The organism is Blautia sp. MSJ-19, from assembly GCF_018918125.1.
Taxonomy (GTDB): Bacteria; Bacillota; Clostridia; order Lachnospirales; family Lachnospiraceae; genus Blautia_A.
In genome coordinates this window covers 101788-127234 of the sequence record NZ_JAHLQA010000002.1, presented here as the reverse complement: position 1 = coordinate 127234, position 25447 = coordinate 101788, and the positions used below count along the sequence as shown (strand labels likewise).

Annotated in this window: 15 protein-coding genes; all 15 read right to left on the bottom strand. The window is 44.9% G+C overall.

Annotated elements, in window-relative coordinates:
• Window positions 1–44: 44 nt before the first annotated feature.
• The 15 genes from KQI91_RS00680 to KQI91_RS00610 all read right to left on the bottom strand — a co-directional run bounded on the left by KQI91_RS00680 (window position 45) and on the right by KQI91_RS00610 (window position 25445).
• Window positions 45–6488, bottom strand: coding sequence for a carboxypeptidase regulatory-like domain-containing protein (locus KQI91_RS00680; RefSeq protein ID WP_216390955.1), 6444 nt, complete (start codon window positions 6486–6488; stop codon window positions 45–47).
• A 309-nt stretch (window positions 6489–6797) separates the two neighbouring features.
• Window positions 6798–7679: an ECF transporter S component gene (locus KQI91_RS00675; RefSeq protein WP_216390954.1), complete on the bottom strand. Its 882-nt coding sequence runs from the start codon at window positions 7677–7679 to the stop codon at window positions 6798–6800.
• Entirely contained in the window at window positions 7658–9394 is a 1737-nt protein-coding gene (locus KQI91_RS00670) for an ABC transporter ATP-binding protein (RefSeq protein WP_216390953.1), read from the bottom strand. Before KQI91_RS00670 ends, KQI91_RS00675 begins: the two co-directional genes overlap by 22 nt.
• Window positions 9391–10401 carry an energy-coupling factor transporter transmembrane component T gene (locus KQI91_RS00665; protein ID WP_216390952.1) on the bottom strand — a complete coding sequence of 337 codons (1011 nt, stop codon included), beginning with the start codon at window positions 10399–10401 and terminating at the stop codon, window positions 9391–9393. The genes KQI91_RS00670 and KQI91_RS00665 overlap by 4 nt, the downstream gene beginning before the upstream one ends.
• Window positions 10398–15329, bottom strand: coding sequence for a cadherin-like beta sandwich domain-containing protein (locus tag KQI91_RS00660; protein WP_216390951.1), 4932 nt, complete (start codon window positions 15327–15329; stop codon window positions 10398–10400). The genes KQI91_RS00665 and KQI91_RS00660 overlap by 4 nt, the downstream gene beginning before the upstream one ends.
• Window positions 15329–16663 carry a DUF4430 domain-containing protein gene (locus KQI91_RS00655; protein WP_216390950.1) on the bottom strand — a complete coding sequence of 445 codons (1335 nt, stop codon included), beginning with the start codon at window positions 16661–16663 and terminating at the stop codon, window positions 15329–15331. Before KQI91_RS00655 ends, KQI91_RS00660 begins: the two co-directional genes overlap by 1 nt.
• A 17-nt stretch (window positions 16664–16680) precedes the next feature.
• A complete protein-coding gene (locus KQI91_RS00650; protein ID WP_216390949.1) occupies window positions 16681–18993 on the bottom strand; it encodes a DUF3488 and transglutaminase-like domain-containing protein in 2313 nt (770 codons plus the stop codon).
• A 36-nt stretch (window positions 18994–19029) separates the two neighbouring features.
• Window positions 19030–20175 (bottom strand): DUF58 domain-containing protein, encoded by a 1146-nt coding sequence (locus KQI91_RS00645; protein ID WP_216390948.1) that lies wholly within the window; start codon window positions 20173–20175, stop codon window positions 19030–19032.
• A complete protein-coding gene (locus KQI91_RS00640; RefSeq protein ID WP_216390947.1) occupies window positions 20176–21114 on the bottom strand; it encodes an AAA family ATPase in 939 nt (312 codons plus the stop codon).
• Between the two features lie 27 nt (window positions 21115–21141).
• Complete coding sequence (locus KQI91_RS00635; RefSeq protein WP_216390946.1) at window positions 21142–22128, bottom strand: prenyltransferase/squalene oxidase repeat-containing protein; 987 nt, start codon at window positions 22126–22128, stop codon at window positions 21142–21144.
• Window positions 22129–22132: 4 nt separating this feature from the next.
• Window positions 22133–22639 carry a DUF4430 domain-containing protein gene (locus KQI91_RS16170; RefSeq protein WP_216390945.1) on the bottom strand — a complete coding sequence of 169 codons (507 nt, stop codon included), beginning with the start codon at window positions 22637–22639 and terminating at the stop codon, window positions 22133–22135.
• A 10-nt stretch (window positions 22640–22649) separates the two neighbouring features.
• Window positions 22650–23531, bottom strand: coding sequence for a leucine-rich repeat domain-containing protein (locus tag KQI91_RS00625; RefSeq protein ID WP_216390944.1), 882 nt, complete (start codon window positions 23529–23531; stop codon window positions 22650–22652).
• Between the two features lie 213 nt (window positions 23532–23744).
• Window positions 23745–24485 carry a sugar phosphate isomerase/epimerase family protein gene (locus KQI91_RS00620; protein WP_216390943.1) on the bottom strand — a complete coding sequence of 247 codons (741 nt, stop codon included), beginning with the start codon at window positions 24483–24485 and terminating at the stop codon, window positions 23745–23747.
• Window positions 24486–24498: 13 nt separating this feature from the next.
• The gene (locus KQI91_RS00615; protein WP_216390942.1) at window positions 24499–24693 is read right to left on the bottom strand and encodes a DUF951 domain-containing protein; all 195 of its coding nucleotides are present in this window, start codon (window positions 24691–24693) and stop codon (window positions 24499–24501) included.
• 23 nt (window positions 24694–24716) lie between these two features.
• On the bottom strand, window positions 24717–25445 hold the full coding sequence (locus KQI91_RS00610) for an NAD-dependent protein deacylase (RefSeq protein ID WP_216390941.1): 729 nt from the start codon (window positions 25443–25445) through the stop codon (window positions 24717–24719).
• Between the last annotated feature and the right edge of the window lie 2 nt (window positions 25446–25447).

Genomic DNA, 25447 nt, shown 5'->3' with positions numbered 1-25447 from the left:
CATATTATCAGTTACTTATAACCGGCTGTCAGATGCCTGTTATTTTATTTCTCTTTGACTTCATAAGAAGCTGCTACTCTCTTGACAACTCCTGTGCTGCTGTCTTTGACATCTACATACAGTGTCTTCTTGCCAGCTACTGTGGTATTCCATACACAGGTGTTGCCAATGCCATAGTTACGCAGTACATACCAGTTACCATTGTTATCGCAAACAAGGAACTTATACATGTAAGCACCGCTTCCGCCTTCAGCGTCTACTGTGATAACTGCCTGCTCACCGCTGAGAATGCTGTCAACAGGATCTACTGTCATTTTTGCAGTCAGATCTGTTGCAGTTTCTTTTACAGTGTAGCCAATCTTTACAGTCTTCACTGCGCCTGTGCTGTCTTTGACATCTACACTCAGTGTCTTCTTACCTGCTACATTTGCATACCAGTTGCAGGTTGCCTTTGTGCTGTAATTCTGCAGTACATATTCATTGCCAAATTCATCAGAAACAGTAAATCTGTAGCTGTAAGTTCCGACTCCGTTTGCTGCAGTTGCAGTCAGAGTAAGAAGTTTGTCGTCTGTAAGGCTTCCTTTGGAAACTTTGAGACCAACATTCATCTCTGTATATGCAACTTCGAAGCTCAGACTTGCTCTCTTCACTGTACCATTGCCATCTCTGACATCTACATACAGAGTTTTCTTTCCTGCTACAGATGCATCCCACTCACAGGTATTCTCTGCTGCAAAATCACGGATTATGTACCAGTTGCCCTTGTTGTCAGATACCATGAAACGATATTCATAGTCTCCGGCACCGCCTTCTGCTGCTGCTGTCAGTTTTACTTTGTCATTTACAGTAACGTCGGTGGAAGGATCTGCAGTAAGTTCTGCTTTCAGATCTGTTTCTGCAACTTTGACTTCAAAGCCTTCCAGAGTTGCTCTTCTCTCTGCGCCTTCGCTGTCTTTGACATCTACATACAGTGTCTTTGTTCCGGCTACTCCGGCTGTCCATGTAACTTTGTTGTCTTTTGTATAACCTTTGCTCAGTACATATTCGTTTCCGTTTGCATCGCTTACTACGAATCTGTATGTGTACTCTCCGCTTCCGCCTTCTGCTGCTGCTGTGATCTCTACAGTATCATTCAGCATTGCAGATTCTTTGTCTGCACTGATGGATACGGACAGAGATTTCTGCTCTTCACCCAGTTTCTTAGCCAGGTTATCTGCATCTGCTCCTAACGGATCATCTGTACGGTTAAGATTTGCTCTCCACCGGAACCAGGCATCTGGAACACTCGGAAGTCCGGAAGTACCATTTGCAGTATTGATATAGTTTTCACCAATCTCGGTTTCGTGAGTTTCGCTGGAAGTATCCACAAATTCCACATGACCAATTCCATGTTCTGCGCCACAGTTTGCAGTATAAGTATTTCCTGCAATGTCATCATAGCGGTTCAGACCTCTGTAGTATCCGATGATTCCACCCACATAAGTACCTTCTGTAGCACTTACTTTACCGGCAAAGAAATTGTCTTTTATAGAATGGTTACCATTTGCATATGACTGAATAACTGTAGGATCACCACCCATGATACCACCTACGTTGTCTGCACCGATAATCGTACCGGTTGCGGTACAATTGCTGATGTTCATGCGGATTGCATTTGGAGCTAAGCCAATATCGATATAATCTCCACCGGCAATACCACCTGCATTCTTTCCGCTTGCCACAACAGTTCCACCAAACGTACAGCCTGTTGTCGTGCATCCACTCATGGAATTGTCTTTTCCTGCAAGGATTCCACCTACAAAATCTTTACCATAAACAGTTGCATTACTTACGCAGTTTGTGATCGTACCATTAAAACGTCCTGCAAAGGATCCGATTACGCTCTGCTCACGGTCATAACCGATTACTACACCGGCTTCAACTGTACAATTACGGATCGTTGCAACAAATCCTGCAGAAGCACCTGCATAACCGTTTGTTGTCTTGTTTGCACCCAGAAGACCGGATTTTAATGTGCTGGTTCCGCTCTTTAAGGTAATGTTATCCAATGTGATCGCATTTCCGGAAAGTCCAACACCTTCATAGTTGTTGACCAGACCATATCCTGCAATTCTGGTTCCGTAGATATTCAGGTCATGCACTTCTGCATTTTTGATATATCCAAGTAACGGCAGACCGCCTTCCGGAACAGTGATCGTCTTGTTGTTTCCATCGATGATACCGCTGAATGCATGCAGGTTTTTACCACTCTGAATGTTGTTGCTTCCATCGATTGTTTCACCGATCGGAGTCCATCCATCCGGCAGTGTGATGTCATTCATGATAATAAAGCAGGTACCTTCGCTGCACTCTGTGCTGGTGCCTTCTTTTACGATATTTTTCAGTTTCACAAGATCATCTGCTGTTGCCAGCTGATATGGATCTTCTTTTGTTCCTTCACCGTAGAAGTTCTTCTCCGGGATTTCTTCTGTTTTGGTTGCTCCGCAGACTGTACAGGTGTAAGTCATCTCTCCTGCTTCGCCTACAGCAGCTTCTTTTGTAACAACGCCTTCATCAAATACATGCTCTTTGACTTCGATTTCAGCAGTCGGTGCAACAATATAGTCGTATGGAGTCTTTGTTACGGTAATCTGATATTTTCCTGCTTTGTCTACAGTTACATCTGCAACACCTTTTTCGTCTGTTACAAACTCTGCAGTTTCTTCTGTTTCAAGGTTCTTCAGTTCAACTGTGCAGTCTGCTTCTTCTGCCGCATCACTGGACATCATCGGAACGCTCTTGACAGTTACCGGAATCTCACCTACACAATGCTCTGTCGGAACATCCTCGAAATACAGGAACTTATCACTCCAGTTCGTGGTATCTGCATACATAAAGATACTCAGCTCATCACCGGTCTTAAGTACCGTTGTATTTGCCAGGCTTCCATTACCAGTCTCATCCTGTGGGAATTTATTGTTTACATAATAGCCGACATAGCCTGTTGTATCTTCAAAAATTGTGCTGATATAGCCATTTGTTCCTACAACCAGATATTTGGACGGATCTGCATCAAATGCTTCGCCGTACATTTCTTTATGAAGCACATACAGTGCATCTGCTACTGTTACCTGATTCTTCATTGCATCCGGTTTTTCATATCCATATGCAGCTGCGTCTTTTGATGTAACACTGAATGCATGAAGTTCTGCCTGCTTGCCAGCCATATTTACTCTGACTTTGACATCAGAAACTGCTACATTCTGTGCTTCTTTGGCTGCTGCAATTGCATCCTGAAGTGCCAGGGTTGCGTCATTTACTTCTTTCTCTGTAGCATCTTCTTTGGCCAGAACTTCTTTGGCTGCGTCAATTGCTGTCTGAAGTGTTGCCTTGGTGCCTTCCGGATACTGTCCGGCTTCTGTTCCTTCTGTCATTTCATCCAGAAGTGTCTGTGCTTCATCTATTACCTGCTGAAGACCTTCTGTTGCTGTCTTGGTTCCCTTAATGGTAACTGTTACAGAAACAGGCTGTTTGTAAAGTTTCTGAAGAACTGTATTTTCCGGATGTTTTGCTGCAGCGTCTTTGTAAAGCTCACTGCTGAGTACAGAGGAAATTGTGATCTGTGTATCTGTCTCTCTTCTGGTTACAACAAGATTTTCATGCTGTACTACTGCATTGTTGGATGATTTGAATAATCTGTAGCTTGATGCCATCGCATCGTACTCTGGGAATTCATCCGGGACGATACCCTTACCAGTCTTGTCATCATTGTTGTAGATCCAGGTCTTATCTGCAGTCAGTTCCTGGAATGCATGCAGATCTCCTGTAATGGAATCTTTGTCTGCATACTGTCCGTCGTTGATTCCGTCAAAGTAATGTTCTTTTGCATACTCCATCAGATCTAACTGATCCTGAACTTCTGCTTCTGTAATCGCTTTGACTGTGACCGGAATCTTCTTGGTTGCAGTTACGCCGTCACGCGTAAAGGTAATGATCAGATTTGCCTGAACATCTTCTTCGCTTGCAAATCTGTCTACCGCTGCTCTGTAACCATTGATCGTGATTGCATCATTGTCTGATGTTACTGTGATCTCTTTGTTTGCAAATACATAATTTCCTTCTGCATCTTTGATTCTTGTGTATCTCAGAAGCTGAAGATCGGATGTACAGTTTTCAAGATCTGCTGTCTCGTCCGTACCAAAGTTCTTAATCTGATCTGCGGTGTAATACTGATCAAGGATACTCAGAAGATCTTCTTCTGTAGGTCCTGTCTCGCCGGTACCCTTAACCGTTACTTTGAACTCTTTTGTCAGGGTTGCAAAATCAGATACTTTTTCTACATAGGAGTTCAGAAGTGTATCATTTGCATTAAAGGTAGCTGTCAGAGTTACTTCTGTATCTTCTTTCGGCTGAGTAACCACACCTGTTTTGGCATCGATCAGGGAACCATATCCTGTATCCTTAAAGCTGATCACGTCTTCATTTGAAGATGTCCATGTAATTTTGGACCATGCCATTTTGGCACTGGTGTTCAGGCACTGTGGAAGTGTCAGATCAGATGTCACTCCTGCTACATCTGTATTGGAGCCTTTGATCTTGTCCCAGGTAAGGTTATCCTTATCTGCTTCCATCTGTGTATTGAAGTAATCACGATCCCAGCAGATTGTAGCCACGCGGCTTTCAGTTTCTGCTTTTGCACCATTCTTTTCAAACACATAAACAAGACTTACATTCTTCAGGTTGTTTCCCCACTGATCCGGAGACTGTGCTCTGTAATGGATTGTTCCATCTGCTGCAACCCAGTCTGTATCATCGCTGGATTTAACAGAAACTGTTACACCTGTTGTATCAATATCTGTATATCCGGCAATCTTGCGATTTACAAGATCAAGGATATTTTTGTCTGTTGCAAAGTTCGGACGGAGTGCTCCCATTTCTGCATCAAATTTTTCTTTGATGGCATTTACGGTTTCTACATCTGCCGGATCAATGCTCGATACCATCTTGACATTGAAAGAAACATTCTCATCATCACCGGATGGAGTATAAGTATCTGTCACATCTTTGTAATCCGGTGCTGTAACAGTATAGGTGTAAGTTACACCCTTCTGCATGGTGTAGGTTCCATCTTCATTCGCCTTGAGTTCTACAGTCTCTGTTTCATCTTCATCCCACGGATCTTCCTCTTCGTAGGTTACCTTGACGGATGCATTCTCAATTGCTTTTTCTTCACTGTCCACCGGATTGATGGTTACGGTATATGCACTGATATTCTTTTCAAGCTGAACATCAATCGAGCCATCTTTGTCCGGAGTGAAACTCTGGTTTAAAATGCTCTTGTAGTTCTTAGCTTCTACCGTATAGTTATAGGTAGTTCCATCAATCAGATTATAGCTGCCGTCTGCTTCTGGCTGAACTTTATCATAGTAACCTTTTTTAACAGTTACAGTGGCACCGTCGATCGGGTTACCAGACTTGTCTGTTACATTAAATTTAATATTTCTTGTAACGATTTTCTTCAGGGTAACGGTCTTGACTGTGTTAAGTTCTGTCGGATTGAACGTAAAGTTGGTTTCTTTGTAATCGTTATATCCGTCTTTTTTGACAGTCAGAGTGTAAGTTGCACCCTTTTCCATGTCGTAAGAGCCGTCTGCCTTCGCAGAAACTGTGCTCCAGTCCTTCTCCAATGTGACTGTTGCATTATCGATTGCATTGCCGTCTTCATCCTGCACCTTAACGGTCATGGTATAGCTTGGTTCTGCTGCCTCCAGAATGATGGTAAACTCCTGTGTTGCCAGAGCTGCTTCTGCTGCCTGTGTCTCATCATTGATTACAGAATCATCCGTATCTGTGGAAAACAGTCTCAGCGTTGCCTTAATGCTCTTTGGACCTTCTTCTGCAGTCGGACGTTTAAGAATCGGTGTGCTTCCTCGTTTTACAGCTGTTTTGGTGGTAAGATTTAAATACTCTCCCGCCTCCTCGCTGTCGATATACCAGCCGTTCTTGTACGGACTGCTGAAAGTTCTGAAAAATACAGAAGTAAGATTACTTCCGGTTCCATTCGTCCTGAGACCTATAGTATAAGTTTTGCCATCTTCACTCTTAGTAACACCGGTTCCACCATTAGAAATCAGTTTGGCTGTTGTAGCTACACCGTTTTCATCTGTCAGATAGGTCTCTTTCAGATACTTTTCTGCAGCTGCTTTTGCATCCTCATCTGCATCTCCGTCCGCATACAGATCAATGCCATTCTCTACTGCCGGAGTTTCCGCACCATCTCCGCTCGTAAAGACTGAGCCATCTGAAAATTCATCCCCGGACAGGTCATTTTCGTCTTCGAAGTTCTGTCCTTCGTCCCCGTCCATCTGCACCTGTGCTTCAGCGACCTCCTGATCGCCATCGGCAAAATCAACATCTGCTGCATATGCATTGGAAGGAACAGTTGTTACAGTGACCATTGCAGCCATGGAAATCGCTGACAATCGTCTCATTAACTCTTTTTTCTTCACTTTTCTCCTCCTTTTGTGAAATTCACTTTTAGCAACAAAAAACAGAGCCTCATAAATCTGATGAGTCTCTGCCCTGTACAACGTGTCAGTTACGCTGACTAAACATGCATTCCGCGTCATGCACCTATCACAGCCGATTCCGTTCCGGATTCACACCGGATTTCCATAAACTAATTTCACCAAATCAGACCACGTCTGGTTATTTTGTTCGTTACATTATACCATTTTTTTACATTTTCGTCAATTTTTTCTCACAATTATCAACAATGAGTTTTTAATATTTTTGTACATCTGATTTTTTCTGCCCAATCAGGCATTTTTCTCGATCAGACCGTATTTCACCTTGATCCTCTCCAGCTTTTCGAGCAGCGGCCGGCTGAGTACCCACAGGAAAAATACCGTAGAAAGCGCATGCACCAGATCGACTGGTGCCCCGGAAATATAATAGGCAATCAAGGTGCTTTTTGTAATATATCCATAAGACATCAGGATTCCGGCCGGGTTCATAATACCTCCATAAATCAGAAAAACACTGAGAAATCCAAATATACAAAGCTGTGTTTTTTTTGCTTTGAGAATCCCACACTGATAGAGAATGCCTGCCAGGTATCCAATGATTCCAAACGCAAACATCTGCCACGGAGTCCATGGTCCCTGTCCCATAAACATATTGGACAGCAGCATGATCATACATCCCACAAGAAATCCGGCTTCCCCGCCGAAGGATATCCCCGTCAGAATCACGATCGCTGCCACCGGCTTGAAGCTCGGGACCATAAAAAAGGCAGCCCTGCCAGCCACACCGATTGCTGCAAGTACCGATATGACCATGATTTCTCTTGCCTTTGGCTTCCTGCCTTCAAACATCATAAAAAAAGGCAGCATCGCCGCAATCACCACAATCAGACTGCACAGAAGGTATTTTCTCCCATGAAAAACTTTTACTGAAAAAAACAACACCGGTGGAACCACCAGCAAAAGCAAAAACATTGCTGCCCAGGTTCGTTTGCTGACCGTTCCTTCTTTTTTCATCTGTCTGATAATAAGTCCATCCGATGGCAGCGTATACTCCTCTGTCACCATTTCCTTTTTGTGTTTCTTTTTCTTTTGTTCAGGCATGGTCAGTGCCGTTCTTTTTTCTGTATCCATGAACTCGTCCAGAAACTGATCTAATTCTTGTTCATTAAGCATCTTACCACATCCTTTCCTGTGACCGCCTCCGGAAAGAACTGCCGTGCCATCCGATTCGCAGCAGTCGTATAGAAGCTGTTTCCTGCAAAAAAGGCACGCGTCTCATTGCTTGTAACTATATTTCCCTCAAAGAACAGCCCTACGCGATCTGCATATTCTGCTACAAATTCTACATCATGAGAGATCATGAACACGGTAATTCCATGCTGTTGAAGCTTCCTGAGGATTTTTCCCAGTTCCTCTTTGTACTCTGCGTCCATTCCTTTTGTCGGCTCATCCATCAGAAGGATTTTGGGTCTGAGCAGAAGTACCTTTGCCAGTGCCAGTCTCTGCTGTTCGCCACCGCTCAGATCATACGGATGTCGCTCCAGCAAACCCTCCAGCCTGGTCAGACTTACAATCCCTTCGATTGCTTTTTCTTTCTGCATTGCGATCGGATATTCCTGTGACCTGCGTTCCTTTTTTCCACCGATCACAGAATACAGATCTTCCAGCACTGTTTTTTTGAGGAACAGACTCTGCGGATTCTGTGGAAGCACCCCGAGATATCCATTATACAGTTCTCCGTCACTGAATTTACGAATATCTTTCCCCTCCAGGCAGATTCTGCCCCGATACGGTGCACGGATACGGCTCAGCAAAGACAGCGTCGTGCTTTTGCCGGTACCATTTCCACCTACCAGGGCATAAAATTCCCCTTTTTTTACCTGAAATGACAGATCACGCACTACATCCGGGCTGTCTTTTTCATATCGAAACCATACATCTTTTACTTCAATCACCGGTTTTTCTTTTTTCTTCTTTTCTTTTGTCGAACCAGTTTCCTGATTATGATGCATGTTTTCCCTGTTGTCATCTTGACTGTACATGTTGCCTGCCGGATGCTCTTCCAGATATTTCTGCATCCAGATCCTGCCCTCGCTTACTGTCAGAGGACACTGCAGATCACTGTCCACAGCACCGTAAATCTGCATCGGAACCGGCATGGAAAGAAACATTCCATGCTGTCTCTTTTTCAGTTCCATCCCGATTTCACCTGGCTCTCCCTCTGTAAGAAGTTCCCCCTGATCCATGACAAACACATGATCCGCAAACGGAATGATATCCTGCAGGCGATGTTCTGTCAGAATTACCGTCGTACCAATATCTCTGTTTATTTTTTTGACCGTTTCCAGAAAGTCAGATGCCGCGATCGGATCCAGCTGCGACGTCGGCTCATCCAGGATCAGAAGAGACGGATGCATCGCCATGATCGCAGCCAGATTCAGGAGTTGTTTCTGCCCTCCGGACAGTTCTTTTACATCACGATAAAACCACTGATGAATTCCAAAATAACTTGCCATTTCTGCTACTCTGAGCCGGATCGTCGGACTGTCATATCCAAGGCTTTCCAGTCCGAATGCAAGTTCATGCCACACCTTGTCTGTTACGATCTGATTGTCCGGATTCTGCATCACAAAACCAATTTCCTGACTCTGCGTTCTGTGATCCAGTTCTGCCAGCGGTATACCTTTGTAAAGGATTTTCCCTTCTGTCTCTCCGTGTGGTGCCAGAACTGTTTTCATCTGACGAAGCAATGTGCTTTTCCCACAGCCGCTCCTGCCGCAGATCACATTCAAAGTGCCTTCTTCTATATCCAGATTCATCTGCTTAAGAGCTTTTTTTTGCTGCTCCGGATAGCTGAAACTGAAATTTCTGATTTCCACTATATTCATGAACACGTTCTCTCCTGTTCCAGTTCTTCATAGATTTTTCGATAGGTCAGCCCAATATCGGTACCCACTGTTTTTTTCCTGTTGTGCAACGCCCATCTTTCTGCCGCATGCAACAGTACCGGCAGGAAACAGAACAGTGCAAATGCCACATAAGTTGCTATTGCAGGCAGTGTCCCGCAACTCACCGCTGCCTGTCTTCCCTGCACGGTCAGGCCTGCCAGTTCAATCTGCGGATCATACACCGCATAGGCAGCGCCACCGGCACAGCCCACTGCAAAAACAGCAAACAAGCCTGTCATGATCACGGTCAGCCACCGGTCTCTTGTAGTATAGCGGTATATGGAAAACGCAGTTCTTCCACGGAGCCCATATCCTCTGCTTCTCATAGAATCAGAAGTCTCAATTGCATTTTCCAATGCCCAGGTCACAAGGATCGATAAAATATTCATCCCATGCTTTGCCCGTTTAAGCACATTGCCATTCGCTATATCTCTTCCCATGGCTTTTTGTCCATTACGGATTTTTCCCAACTGTTCCGTAAATCGTGGAACAAATCGAAGTGCCATAGACAGTACCAGTGATAATGCCGGAATCACTCGTCCAAACAGATACACAAATTTATCTGTTGTCATTACACTATTATAACAGCTGAACCATTGAATGATGATAAACATGACTGCACCCAGCACCAGTCCATACACCAGTGCCTCCAGCGTGATCCAGTTTCCACTTGCTTCTACATAATACAGCATGGTCACACCATAATGATTAAAAAGCGGATTAAGAAGTGTTACCACCAAAAGTCCTGGTCCGGTCAGAAGAAACATCTGCTTCAGTGTCTTTTTTAATCCATGCAGAAGCACAGCATAAGTCACCGCACTGACATAAGAGATTGCCAGAAAAACCGGATGCTGGTTGAACATGGTAAACAGCAGCACCACCGTAAAATAGAAAAAATTCAAAAACGGATGGCAATTTGAAAAAGCATCGTTTACTTTCTGATTCATTTCAACATTCTCCTTCTGTAACAATATCTTGCCCTGATCCAGAAAAGGACATAAGTGACTCCCAGCACTGCCAGAATAAGAAGCATCCAGATTCCACGATTCATCTCTTTTAATCCGGTCATCACACTGCCAGTGGAAGTTTTTTTCTCTTTTGACTGCTCTTCCTCTGTGCTTTCTTCTGTAGCTGTCTGACCCGAAGAGTTCTCTTCATCCGCTCCATTTTTGCCGTCAGCCTTTTTGTTGGACTTTGCTTTTTTCTGTTCTACGGTTTCCTCAGAAGAATCTCCAGTGCCTTTTTTTGTGCCTTTTCCCTTGCTGCTCTTCTTTCCTTCAGACACGCTGCCTTTCTGGGAGTCACTTCCTCCTGAGCCGTTTCCACTGACCATTTTCAGATTTGCTTTTGATCCTTCTCCATTTGAACCGCTTCCCGGAATTCCTGCCTGTGATTTATGTCCTCCGCTTCCAGGACGCTGAATCACACCGCCATTTGCTGAACCGGAATTTCCATTTGCCTTTCGGACATCCGGAATCCGAATGACCAGAGGTTCGCTCACATTACCTGCAGCATCCTTAACTACGACCACAAGATCCTTCTCACCGGCTGTCAGACCTGTCAGAGACACCGTGTCTGTTCCTGCCTGAATTTCCGTTCCATTGCCACTGGTATTTATGGTCGGAACCTTTGCACCGGCATCTATCACTTTAAAATAACGGTATCCTTTTTCGCTGGATTTATATACTACGGATGCTTTGTCCTCCGCAATTCTGCTCGCGCTGACTTTTTTCAGCACCGGTGCAGTCGTGTCTGTCAGTCTGAGTGTCAGATAGGTATTCTTTGCAGTGCCATCCTCAGCAGTCACCTGCATACGAATCTTCGCTTCTTTCTCTCCCTGTGCAAAAACAATTTTCCAGAATACATGTCCGTCTTCTGTTTTGCTCTCATGAATTGTCTCATCCTTCTGTACAACAGATCCGCTGATTCCTGTCAGTGCATACACGCGGACAGCCGCTTTGGCATCCTGTGCCTGCGCCCATACGTTCAGGCTCTGTCTCTCGCCTCCATATGTCACTGTATAACTCGTCTTCTGCATCTCAAAAGACGGATCTATTTTCTGGATGCCTTTTCCATAGGTATCCGAACTGGAAACATACAGGTGTTTCAGCTCTGCATTAGAGCTCATCATTGATTTCAATGTATAACTGTATTCTTTTTTATCACTGTCTGCCTTTACCGTTTCGCTCACTGTCTCATAGCCGGTTTTTGACACCTGAATACGATACGTATTTCCCTCAACCCATGTATATCCGTTCTTCTCCGGACTGAGTATCTGTCCGTCCTGATCTGTGATCTCCACCACAGCATCCTCCGGTGTCGTCCGGATGTTTACCGTAAATGTCCGATATGCGGAAACCGAAATACACATCGGCTGTGACATTCTGTTCCCATCCTGATCACATGCAAGAATATATACATCTCCGGTCTCATCCTCAGGAATATTCAGGTCAAACGTATTGCTTCCCTGTACCATCTGATTTGAAAACTCCTCAGAAAATTCCGGCTTCTGCGTTGCTGACACCACCTGATATGCATATCTTCCTGCCTCATTTGAAACAAATGTGATACGGACTTTGCCATTTTCATAACGAGCAGCCTGTCCACCTGTGAGAATCGGCGGATAGATATCTGTTCTCCGCAGCACAACTAAATAAGAAGCTGTCTTTCCGGTCTTTGTCTGTATCTGGATCCTTACCTGTGCTACCGCTTCCTCTTCCGCAAAATATACTGCAATTCTGTGTGCTTTGCCGCTTCCGGCTGTCAGTCCAAAATCGGTAACTTTTCTGGTTCCACTGACACCCTCTGCATGGATGCTGGCCGATTCATCTTCCGGCTCCACAAAGATATTGAGCTGTGAACCCTCTCCTTCATAACATTCTGTCGTATATTCATATCGATCAGTCGCAAACGACGGATTCAGTGTGATCTGTTTGTCCGTATCTGCATAAGTATTGCTGCTGCTCACTGTCAGATTTTTTAATGCCGCACTGCTTCTGTCCCCGGTAAGCGTAAATACATATCGTCTTGATTTTCCATTTTTGGAAATCACTGCCGTTACCGGCATCTCTTCTCCCGTAAACTCTGTGGTAAACGTACCATCACATGCATTCCCGTTAACAGTAAGCGTTCCTCCTTCTGCTACCTGAAAACGGAAAGTGATCTGTCCCGCTTTTTCTCCGCAGGAAAGGTTATAACCGGTCTTATCTTTCTGATAAGATCTGTCCCAGATTACCTCTCCCTGTTCGGCCGTCACTTCCACAGCGGTCAGACAAGCATCATTTTTTTCGATTGCCATCATATAATTGGAATCATTTTTGTAATAAATCGTTCCATCTCTGTCTACACAAAGCGTACTGATACTGTACTGCTGTTGTTCCGTATCCGGTACAAAAATCTCTTCTGCCTTGCCCTCGGTCTGTCCAGGCTCATCTTTTAACATGTAAATGCCGCCCGGAAATGCATTCGCCGTAAAATAAACACAGACTCTTCCATCTGCTATGCCATCTCCATTAAAATCCTGCTTTTCATAAGCATTCGATAAAAGCGGAGCTGCCTGCGGATAGCCACTCACCTGTACAGAATATGCAAGACTCAGTGCATTTTCAGATTCCTGCAGAACATCAAAATGATGACCTCCATCCGCATTGAACTGTCCTCCCTGACCACAGACTCCGATATAGATCCTTCCATTATATATCAGCGGTGTTGCAGTTGCCATCCCACCAAGATCATAGCTCAGGACCTGTCCAAAAGTTCCATCTGCATTCATTTTGACACGGTACAGATAGCCACCTTTTGTCGCAAAATATACATAGCCGTTGCTATAGGATACCGTAGTACGAATATCGCCATTAATACCAGACAATTTATCCAGCATATTTCCGGTCTTTGTAGACACAGAATACAGAATAGATGTATTTGTATCAGCTCCTATTGCTGCTCCGTCGTCAGATCCAAAGACCAGATACTCCTCAGAAGCATAAGCACCGGCCCAGTAAAAACCGCCTTTGTGACTGTACTTCCAGATACAGTGCTTAACTTCATCCCCTCTTGCAGGATCTTCATCTGTCACAGATAATGCAAAATATGTTCCTGCCGTTGTCTCTGAATTCCAGGTACCAGTATAAATATAACCATCCTTATAAGTGATTGGACACAGTGTCTGTCCCCCTACCGGTTCGCTGACCCACAAAGATTTCAGAGTAGTCGCACTAAGTGCCTGAATCTGTCCTCCACCAACCTGTGCAAACAGCATTCCTTCTGCGTAAGTCAGTGGATTCAATGCAAAGACCATACTTCCCACCAGTTCTTCACTGACCGCAAGAATCTCTCCTGTGTTTCTGTCTAACTTATAAATAAATTTGCCGGATGCCGCATACAGACAGCCACCCAAAACCAAAGGAGGCGTTACTGCTGAGTTCCAGTCTCCGCCAATCTTGACCGCCCATTTCTGAATCGTCTCTTCTGCATCTGCCGGTGTTGACGCTGATGTAATTCCGTTATTACTGTCACTGTTCCGGTAGTTGATCCAGTCATTATCTTCAATCTCCGGCTGTCTGGTGTCTGCTTCTTCCAGTTCTGCCGTGATCTCATGTACTTCCCCCGCTACAAAACTCCCCTGGCAGGATTTGTATCCATAACACGATACATTCCATGTATAGGTGCTTCCTGCCGCAAGATCATCATAAAGGAAAACATTTTCGGCAGACGCAGCTGCCCGTTCTCCCTTGCTGTCATATACACTGACCACAGCATTCTGTGGTGTCACCTTGAATTCCACCGCACTGTTCTGCTGCCTGGATACAATGATCCGGTAAGTTCCCTCCGAAGTATATGTCAGATTCTGATAATCCGGGTCATTATAACTGCCTTCTGTGGACATCGTCAGAACAATTTCCGTATCTCCCTCTGTCTGAAGCGGAACCTGTACCGGTGCCGTACTCTGTACTGGTTCTCCGTTGACTGTCAGCCCATAATAAACATCTGAATAAGCCTGTGCACTGACCTGCACATATGTAACATTTTCTGCCACTTCTGCAGAATACTCGCGAGCTGCACTGTCAAATTTCTCCGAAATCAGATTACGGGCCAGATCTTCGTCCTCCGGAAGATAACAGCCGATTCCGGACAGATCCAGTCTTCGCAGTACTACGAGTTTGTATGTCTGCATTTCTTCTTCGGTACCGGCTTCGATTGTATAAACCGTGCGGATCCCGCCATTTTCCCCATTTCCAAAGGTACGTCCGTTCAGTCGGTACCTCTTTCCGTCTGAAAAAGCTTTCGGCTCCATTTCTGTCGCCAGCAGTCTGCCATCCATACTCCACGCGGACATCCGAAGCGTTGCTCCCTCCGGGGCCAGATCTGTCAGATCTGCAGATACATAAAAAGAAGTTGCCGACGCATAGGAACTGTACTCTACAGTATATACTCTGCCTCCAAACTCCTGGTCCATATCTTCCCGGCGTTCCGGTGTACGGATATTTTCAGGCAATGTCCCCTCTTTGCTTGTATAAACTGTCAGATTTTCCAGATAATCCTCTGCTTCACTGCCGACATCAGACTGAAATTCCACTTCCGCAGCTTCCTGGATTTCTGTTGAAGAATCCGTTTCCTGCTCTCCGTCTGAAATTTCCGGAAATTCCTCGCTTTCTTCATCTCCGGACTCCTCATCCCCGATTTCCCCGATCTCTATCTCGCCTTCGCCACTTTCTGCGTTTTCCTCCGCAGCCGGCAGCTCTTCTGAATCTGTGGACTCTGTTGACTCCGTATATTCTTCTGTGTTCTGTATTTCTATATTTTCTTCCGCTCCATAAACCGGAACACTTCCCAGGCAAAGTGCCAGAGAAAGAAATCCTGCCAGAACTTTTTTCATCACCAGTCTCCCCATGTCTCACCGTTCTGTCCAGCGCCAACATCCGCGCCTGCATACAGCGAAAATCTCAGTCTCACTACATCTCCGTCTGCCGGAAAATAGCCAGACATTCCTGTATTCATATATTCTCCATTGACAAAGTACAGCCATCCGGAATCCATCGTAAAGTCGAATTCTCCCAGCCAGTCATTGTCATGACTTGTGAGCTGACTGTTTACTTCATTCAGATGCGCCATCAGTTCATCCGGGATCGCAGCTCCCGCAGTCATCCCACTTCTCCCGATGGACCGCAGATAAAATCCACTTGTAGCTTCTCCTACATTTCTCCAGTCAAATCCATTCGCATCCAACGTCCGCAAAAGGACTGATGCAAGCTGTTCTCCCTGGTAATATTCCACCTGCTGCGGTGCCAGAAGCATTCCCAGCCCTACGGTTCCCGCCTCAATACTGATCGTGATACTACCCTCCGGCTGTGGCTGTTCATCTGCACCTTTATAGATCGTATACTCTGGGATCGTCGTGCTCCAGCCTTCATTGTCCGTGACACGGATACTGACCGTATTGCTGCCATCATTCAATTCCAGGCGATACGAAACGATGCCCTGCCCGTCTGTTCCAATGGAATACAATTTCTGTCCGTTCCCAGTCACCTCCAATGCTGCCGAAGAAAGAACATTCCCCTGATAATCATATGCCTGTACATAAAAAGTTCGATAAGAAGCCTGCACCGTTTCACCGTCCGTCAGATCTGTCGCAACTGACGGATATCTGTTTTCTTCCGGAACCTGATCAGTACCATCCTCATCCGGTGGCAAATCTGCCTGATCCTGGTTGGTGTCGTCATCCTGCTCCGGCGCCTCCTGTTCATCTTCTTCATCCTTATTTTCATTGTCGTAGACGATCTCATCCGGAACTGTCTCGGAGTCCTGTGCATTTTCGTCCTCTGAAAAAGGATTTTCTTCATTTGACGTATCTTCATAGACTTCCTGCGGCTGTTCCTCTGCCGGTGCAGTATCAGGCTCTGTTTCTTCCGGATTTTCCTGTATTGTCTCTTCTTCCTGCTCTTCCTCAGGTTCCTCCAGTGTCTGTGCCTGCATATCTGTATTGTCTATGCCATCGGCATCATCTGTCTCCGGTCCTGCATAAGCATATCCTTTTCCCAAATAACCCTTAAAAGAACTCGCTGCATTGATTCCCTGTACCGGATTCTCGACGACCTCCGGTTGCTGTCCGTGTATCCCCCATACAAAAAATCCACCGGACAATACAATTCCCACCATAAGGAGTACTGCCACCAGAATCTGTTTTTTGTCAAATTTCCTTTTTTGTTTCATCCGGTGTGTCTCCTTTCTTATAATAATCGTTCAATATACTTCATGATCCACAGATCATACCAGCCTGTTTTTGCCTTTAATTCAGTTATCATCTGTGCCACACACTGTTCTACGTCTTTTCGTTCTTTTTCAGAAATCTCATGTCGGCTGAATGCAGCTTTTTCACCTGTGCGGTATGCTGTCTGATAACGATCACTCAACTCTGGTCCATAATCTCCATGATGGTAAAGTTGTACCGCATAGCCAGTCAGTGCCCGTACAGCCACACGACTGTCTTTCGAGGCAAATGCTTTTTTTCTTCGAAAATTTGCATAAACCCGAAGGCCGCACACGATCATAAAGAAAAGAATGCAGAACACATCAATCACAAGTAAAAGCAATACCAGAAATCTTGTCAGTCCTGCAAGTGCCAGTTTCAGGTTCCAGTGTGTCTGGATATCCGGAAGTTCTTCCGTATGATCCTGGACTTCCGGCAGCGGAGCTGTCCGGCTTCCCTGTGCCTCAAGACCAAGGGTCAGATCCGGTTCCTCCATAACACCATAATATTCCGGAGTCATTTCTATCGGTACCCAGCCCAGACCATCCATATAGATTTCCGTCCATGCATGTCCGTTTTTTCCCGGAATCTCAATGCTGTCTCCCGCAGTCTTATCCCGCACATCTTCCGGCGTGATCAGATAACCTTCCACATATCTGGAAGGAATTCCGTAATACCGAAACATCAGTGTTGCTGCTGTAGCATAATGCACGCTGTGTCCGATTTTGGATTCTGTAAGAAAATTGGTTACAAAATCACCAGAATCTGTAAAGGGATCCGTCGCTGTACTGTATGTCATATTTTTCTCCAGATATGCACGTATTCTAGAGATTGCAGTATAGTAATCTGTATGCCCCTGTTCCCGGTTTCCGCCATTTCCCAGTTCCTTCTGAAACAAGCTGGTAAGTGAATCTGGAAGTACAGTGTCCTGCTCATATACAAATGCATTATAATAGCTTTCCGTCTCCCTGTAGCCCATCTGCCCGCCCTCTGCCAGCATCTGATAACTTTCAGCTCCAAGGGTCGTAAAATCTTTTACCAGATTTCCCATCGTCTGCAGGCTGTATTTTCTGTTTCCAAACAGGCCTCCGGATGCCAGTGTACTGTCCGTCAGTGCGGTCTCTCCCGTATAGCCTTCCGGAAGTTCTGTCATTTCATACGGGGTATAAAGATATCGGCTGTCTGCATGATTATTTGTAATCTGCATGGTGCCTGTTTCAGAAGAAAGTGTATCATCCTGAATCATATTTCTGACTTCAGAAAGCTGTGTTTCTCCATAGAATCCATCCTGATGCAGCCAGTAAAAAAGAGTTTTTTCTTTCCATGCATCTTCTGTTGAGATTGTTTTCCATCGATCTCCATCATATACGCTTCCGACAAAGCCCCTGAGATACAGAGAATCCGGAACCTCCATTTTTACTGTAAGTGCAGTTTCATCTGATGCAGTCCACTCGCCTGTTTCTTTGAGTCTGCCTTCCGGCAATGTGTTGATCTTTCCTTTTTGAAAACGGAATGTTTCTATCTTATCCCGAAATTCCTCCCGGGCATTTGTCACCAGCTCTGATGTCTCATATCCTGTTTCCGGCACAAGCAACTGGAAACTCCCCCCGCTCACTGCTGCCACAATACACAGAAACAAAGCTCCTGCTGCAAATGCCGGTGCATGTTTTTCCTGTTGGATATTTCTGTTCGATGAACTTATCCAGTTGATCAGAAGAAATATACCTGTATAAAAAAGAACTGTCATTCTTCCATCCGGGTTCTGATCCAGCAGACTGATCAATACCGGAGGCACCATACTATATAAGAGCAGCAGAATACTCAGTCGAAGGCGTGTGACTGCATAGCCGATCACTCCTGCTGCAATTCCCATCAATGTCAGAAAGTATACCTGGTCTGCCGCCATCCCATTCTCTGAAACCGCATAACGTGTCAGATAGATTCCGGCTTTGCTCCCAAACATATCTGCCACCTGATTCCACACCCCAAGCATTCCATTTTGAATTGTCGCATGAAAAATCAGCAGCACACCCACATACAGAATAAAAAAAACGGCTCCTGCCTGTATACCAAATCGATGCCATTTTTCCAAAAACAGACAAAGCAGAATACTTCCTGCTGCTCCGGCCAGATACAGCCATGAAATCTGCATTCCAGTAAGCATATGCAATATTTCACAGACGCCGATTCCAAAGGTGGCAAAGATCAGCAATGCCTCCACAAAAATACTCAGCAGTATTTTCTTATTCAGTTTCTGTCTGGCATTTTCTGCCTGTGAAAGCCACAATTCCATCCGTTCTATTCTCCTCTGTTTCTGCCTGACTTTATATTATCTCACGGAACGAAATCCCAGTTCTTTGCGGAACTGTTCTTTGGTAAATATGATCTCATCCTCTGTTTTTCCTGCTTTCTGTCCACATCGCATTGTGAGAACAAGACCTTTTTCTCTCAGATATCTGTCCTCATGATCCGTTGCTTCTCCTGTTATATAAATATAATTAGAAAATTTCTGCGTCCCGGAAAGTTTCAGATATTCCTGCACTACACACGGACCTTTGCTGCTCCCGCCATGTCTCAGAAACAGATACATCATATTTTCATAATCCTCTGTTGTACAGATTTTTTCCATATGAAAGCGCCCGCTTTCACCATCACAGATTCCTGCCTGACATGGAATTCTCTTTTCCATAAAACTCTGCAGTAATGCTGCAAAAATTTCCACAACTGCTTCTGCTCGTTCTGGATCAGTCTCCTTCAGAAACGGATCTGCCAGAATCAGCACTGCATCATCTACCGGATAACTTTTTTCACGAATTACCAGCCCATCCAGTTTTTCACTGAGTTTCCAGTGAATCTGTCGCACGCTGTCACCCTGTCGGTATTCTCTGATATCGTAAGTTTCTCCCGGGTCATCTCCCGGTCTGTTTGACGCATAGCGGAAACTTTCCATATCAAAGCCTTCCTGTGTCAGCACAGACAGATCCAGAATATGTTTCTGCGGCATGATCACCATATCCGCTTCTGCTTCTGTCGATTTCTTTTTGTGGAAAATCTGCAGAAAATCAGTATTTATCCAGTTACTGCATGTACATTTGATACAGCCACACCAGAGACTTTTCCCTTCAAAGGCAGTCTGCATCGTACCATTGCCTTTCAGTGAAAAAGGAATCTGTACGGTCTGTTCCTCACCGGTAAATGTATTTCTGCATATTACAGAGCCATTTCCGTAAAACACCGGCCATATTGAACGATTATGCAATTCCAGTTTTCCCTGAAAAACTGTCTGTTTCTCAACCGCTCTTGGCAGATGCAGGCAACTTTCTGTTTTCCTTCCGGAAAGCAAACAGAAGATTGCCGACAATACGATTACGATTCCGGACACAGTCAGAATCCCTGCATACAGATATTCTCCCGTATACAATGCGGCAACTGCCATACCTGCCAGCCAAATTATCACAAGAATCCTGTTTTTCATTTATCCCTCTACCTTCGGTGCCTGTACTGTCTCAAGGATTTCTTCCAGAATCTGACGTGAAGTTTTTTCTTCATATCGTGCCCGTGATTCCAACACCATCCGGTGTCCGGCAACATCACGAAACACACCCTCCACATCTTCCGGAACCATATAATCTCTGCCATCCAGATACGCAGCCGCTTTTGCCATACGGCAAAGTGCCAGCGTTCCTCGAGGACTCAACCCCAATGTGATCAATACATGACTTCTTGTTGCTTCTGCCAGATCTGCTATATAGGACAGAATTTCATCCGACACATAGATCTTTTTGACCTCTTCCTGAATGTCCAGAATTTCTTCCCTGCTGATCACCGCCTGTGCATGCTCCAGCGGATTTACCTCCTGACGATCACGAAGGATTTCGACAAGACTTCCATGATCCGGATATCCCATCGAAGTACTGATCATAAATCGGTCAAGCTGTGATTCCGGAAGCATCTGTGTTCCGGAAGAGCCAACCGGATTCTCTGTTGCAATGACCACAAATGGTTTCGGAACCGGATGACTTTCTCCGTCTACAGTTACCCTGCCTTCTTCCATAACTTCCAGAAGCGCTGACTGTGTCTTACTGGAAGTTCGGTTAACTTCGTCCGCAAGAAGGAAGTTGCACATCACAGCGCCCGGACGATAAGTAAACTTGCCGCTTTCTTTGTCATACATAGTAAATCCCGTCACATCAGAAGGAACCACATCCGGTGTAAACTGAATCCTCTGAAAATCCATTCCCATCAGACGGCTCAGTGCCAGAGCAGTTGTCGTCTTACCAACCCCCGGCACGTCTTCCAGAAGCACATGTCCACCGGCCAGCACAGCCATGATGATCTTGTCTGTTGTCTCTTCTTTTCCTTTTATGATCTTCGCCAGTTCTTTTCTTAATTCTTTTATTTTATTATCTGCCACTTTTTCCTCCCAACAGCCATTCGTGCCTTATCTGTGGTCTGTCATATTGTAAAATGTATTTTTATTGTCCAGCATTCTTTCGTAAGAAACCAGTGCGCACAGAGCCTGATCTGTTGCCATTGGATTCCCTTCTTTTTCGTCCACGGTATGTGCAAAGCTGCCATCCTTCTGATAATACTGCATCAACGTATCATACAGCCCCTTATCATTCTTCACAAAACGCTCATCCTCATTGCAATCTACCCCCAGTGTACTAAGTGCAAGTATCGTCTGCGATATGGACTCAGAACTTTTTTCGCCATATGCCGTGTAACCGCCATCCGCATCCTGTGCGTCTGCCAGAAATCCCACACCGCGGTCCAGCGTTTCCTGTATATTCTGCTCATTCTGGTATGGTTCCAGACTCTGTAATGCCATCGCGGTAATATCTACATCTGCCTGATCACTATTATCATCCATGGAAAAACCTCCGTCTGTTTTTTCTCTTTCGAGAATATACGCCAGATATTTTTCCTGCAGAGCTCCCTCTCTTTCTCCATCTGCATTCAGTGCCAGCAATGCAAAGATTGCCCCGTTTATTCCCTGCGCGGTAACTGCATCAAAATCTTCCAGATTTTTTTCCAGATCATATCCGCCAATTGCAGTCGGATCTCCGCCGATTGCAGTCAAAGCAAGCGTCACTCTGGCATATTCGGTATATCGATTCTCGCTGAGAATGCCATCTTGTTCTTTGACATATTTTTCAAGGTTTGCTCTGTATTTTTCGAAGTAACTGTCCTCCACTTCTTCCTCAGATCTTGCCAGTGCAAGGACCGTCCATTCTCCGCCAAGAGAACCAACCTCTGGCGACGATACGGTCTTCTGTTCATACTCCGCTGTCTTGTGGATTGCCTCTTTGAGTTCCGGTGTCCCGGCTTCTCCGCATCCCGCCACAGTCAGGGTCATCGCCAGAATCAGAGCTGCCGACATTCCTTTTGCTGTTATCTGTTCATATTGCCTGTTTGTTTTCCACATATTTTCAATCCCTTTTATATTCATTTCCTACATCAGATCCAAGATCACAGGTATAGCGCCATTCAATCTTATCTCCATCTTTTAACTCATACTTCGAACATCCTTTATTCGGAAATTTCCCGTTTACACTGTACATCCATCCGGAATTGCTTCCACAGTCCAGTTCATATAACTGATGAATTCCTTCTATATAATAACTTTTGTACAAAGGTGTATATCTGGATGACATATGGATTTTATTCTCGGCACATATCTTTTTGAGCACCTCAAACACTGTATCACCACCATTAAACGAAACTTCCGTTTCTTTCAGAATCCAGCCGTCTTCCGGTACAAATTCTTTTTTGTTCTCTTTGAGCTTATCTATATTCTCTAATATATTTTTACATTCAATAGAAATCGTACAGGTTCCATCCGGAAGCTCTGCCTCCCCTGCACCACATCCGCACAGTAAAAGGCACCCGATCAGTAAGCTGCATATGAGCAAAACTATCCTTTTTTTCTTTTTCACGTAATCCCTCTCAGCCTTCTTTTCTTTCTTCTGTTTCTTCTACATATTCGCATTTAAAATCATATTCTTTTGCATACTCTTCCATACGACTGCCTTTTCGACAGACGATCGTACAACTCTTATTGATGATCCACGGACCAATTTCTTCCAGATCATGGAGAATCTCAATACGCTCCAGTCTGCTGCAACCGTGAAATGCCCAGCGTCCAATCTTGCGAACACTTGGTGGAATATAAACTGTCTTCAGATTCTTGCAGCGAAAAAATGCACTTTCACCAATCACTTTCAGATTCAACGGCAATTCCAGTGTATCCATCCCGCAGAAATAGAAAGCTTCCATTCCTATCTCTCTGAGCGTATTTGGAAATGTAATATCTTTTAATTCTTTGCATCGGTAAAATGCCCGTCTCTCAATCACCTGTGTCCGCTCAGGCAGACATACGGTCGTCAGACTGACACAGGAATCAAATGTCCCCTCACGAATCACCGTACATTTCACATTATCCGTAAATGCTGCAATCTTAAGTTTATTGCATTCCTGATAACACTGAGAACCCAGTCGTTCCAAAGATTTCGGAAAAACTGTCCTTCGAAGTCTGTGATTGCCTGCAAACGCTCTGCTCTTGATTTCGAGCAGGGTCTCCGGAAACTCAACCATCTTCTGAAACTGACATCCCTCAAAGGCCCGTTTGCCAATAATTCTGCATTCTGATGGTAATTTCACTTCATGAACCTTTCCATTATTCATGAAACACCTGTCTCCTATATATTTATATTGCAATGGTATCTGTCCCGGTGTTCCATCTTTTCTGTTGCGCTCATTCTGTGCAGTATAGGTCTGTATATCAAAACGAAGTTGATTCCAGCCTGTTTCATGTCTGTATTTCTCCATATTTCCCCCTAAAGACAACAAAAACAGAGCCCCGTTTGCTACGGGTCTCTGTCCTCTACACAACGTGTTATATCTGACTTATTATGCTTCATGCATACTCACAGCAGCTATCCATAACTGTTCCGGATTCTCACCGGATTACGTTAAACTGCCTTTTATCGACAGACCACGCCTGGTTATCCAATTTTTATAAAGTATACCATTTTGACAAATTTATGTCAACAAAGATTGTACACATATCTGTACATCCTTCACATCCATGCACTCCACCGTCCATGTACGTGTCTCTGTCTGAGGAAGATATGCAAGCGTTTCCTGCCAAGGCAGGTTTCCTTTTCCAAGTCCCATATGCGCATCACGCTTGCCTGCATTGTCATGTATATGCACATGCCGGACATATGGAGCCAGTTCTTTTGCCCATTCCACAACCGATATGTCTGAATAACAGTGTGCATGGCCAATGTCCAGACAAAGTCCGAAATCCGGGTGATCTACCTGCTGACATACATCCCGCAGAAGTCTCCAGTCTTCATCCAGCACATTTTCCATGACAATTTCCAGTCCTGTCCTTTCCCTCAGAAAGTCTCTGAAAAAACGGCTTACCTGTTCTGCCCATCCTTCTCGGAAATACACTGTCGGAATCATTCCGGAATGATATACGATCTTTTTGGCCCCCAATTCTCTGCCAGCCTGATAGCACTGTGCAAACCGCTTCATTGTCACTTCACGGATCAGGCTGTCAAAAGTAGCCGGAATCAGATCCAGAAAAGGTCCATGAAGAATAAGTGATGGATTTCCCATCTGTTCCAGTCTTTTTTTGTATGTTTCCAGTGTCGTTTCCATATAATCCAGATTCTCAGAAATGGAAAATTCAATGCTCTCCACTCCCAGCTCCCTGTTTTTTATGATCTCCTGCATTTGCCCGTCCGGGAGCAGATGACTGATATATATCACAATTTCTCCTTTGTCAGACCTGCGTTTTTTTCTGCAGGTTTCTTGTGTTTTTTTCTACCATTTTGCGCGGCACCATGATCTGATGTCCGCAGCCCATGCATTTCAGTCGGAAGTCCGCACCTACACGAAGGATTTCCCACTCTTTACTTCCGCACGGATGCCCCTTTTTCAGAGTCACTATGTCTCCCACTTCATAGATAAGTCCCATATTTTCCTATTCTCCTCGTGGTATTATTTGTTCACCTTTATCTGTGAAAAAACCTGACCGATCGGCTCTTTGATAAGAAGGTCTGCGTTACGGTCTCTCGGGGTAGAAGATCGGTTAATAACAACAAGAGCATCCCCCCGAAAATAATCGATCAGTCCGGCTGCCGGATAAACTGCCAGTGAAGTTCCGCCAATGATCAGCACCTGTGCCTGTGAAATCGCCCTTACAGATTCTTCAATTGTCTGATTATCCAACCCCTCCTCATAAAGGACTACATCCGGTTTGATCATTCCTCCACATTCACAGCGTGGCACTCCTTCACTGTGTTTCATATAACTGAAATCATAAGATTTCCCGCATCTCATACAGTGATTGCGATAAACACTTCCGTGAAGTTCCAGTACTTTCCTGCTTCCGGCCATCTGATGCAGATTATCAATATTCTGTGTGATCACTGCCTTAATCTTTCCGGCCGCTTCGAGCTCCGCCAGCTTCAGATGTGCAGCATTTGGCTTTGCAGTATCACAAAGCATCTTGTCCCGGTAAAACTTGTAAAACTCCTCCGGATGATGCAGAAAAAACGTATGGCTCAGGATCGTTTCCGGTGGAAAATCATATTTCTGGTGATAGAGTCCGTCCTGAGATCGAAAATCCGGTATCCCACTCTCCGTCGAAACACCTGCTCCGCCAAAAAACACAATGTTGTCATGCTGATCAATCAGTTCCTGTAATTTCATGATCTTTTCATCCATGA